This is a genomic window from Pantoea sp. VS1, from assembly GCF_002207995.1.
GTDB lineage: Bacteria > Pseudomonadota > Gammaproteobacteria > Enterobacterales > Enterobacteriaceae > Pantoea > Pantoea dispersa.
On record NZ_NHZE01000164.1, the window covers coordinates 1 to 466 of the forward strand.

A 466-nucleotide genomic window follows, 5' to 3' on the forward strand; every position below is an offset into this window, starting at 1 on the left:
ATCGAAATGTTTTATAACAGTAAGCGTCGGCATGGTTCGAGTGATCAGATGCCACCGACGGAATATGAAAATCAATATTATCGACGGCTCAGAAGTGTCTAGATTATCCGTGGCGATTCACTACTGTTAACAATATCATGATTCTTGATTGCATTAAATTGTATTTGCATTTATTTATCCTTTGACAATATAGAAATCTTGAATAGTTTGAGCATTAAAATCCGCAAGGTCTAGGTCTCCTTGCGTAAGTATACGCACATCCTTTTCTGCGTTACTTATAAGAATTGTTGCCTCATAAAGTTTCCACTTCATAATAATTAGAAGAGGATTCATTAGAATCTGACCAGATTTATATGTAATAGCGAACATCCATAGAAGAAAAACTATAAAGCCTATCAGCTTTTGTGGATCGTCGTAACTTATTCCCATAAAAGACACTACATAAGGGAAAGTATAATTAATTATC

The 466-nt window shown here is 34.3% G+C and carries 1 protein-coding gene; it reads right to left on the reverse strand.

Features of this window, described 5'->3' with window-relative positions; genetic code table 11:
• Positions 1-174: 174 nt before the first annotated feature.
• On the reverse strand, positions 175-466 hold a 292-nt coding region (locus CBW22_RS26580), incomplete at its 5' end, for a hypothetical protein (protein WP_217899547.1).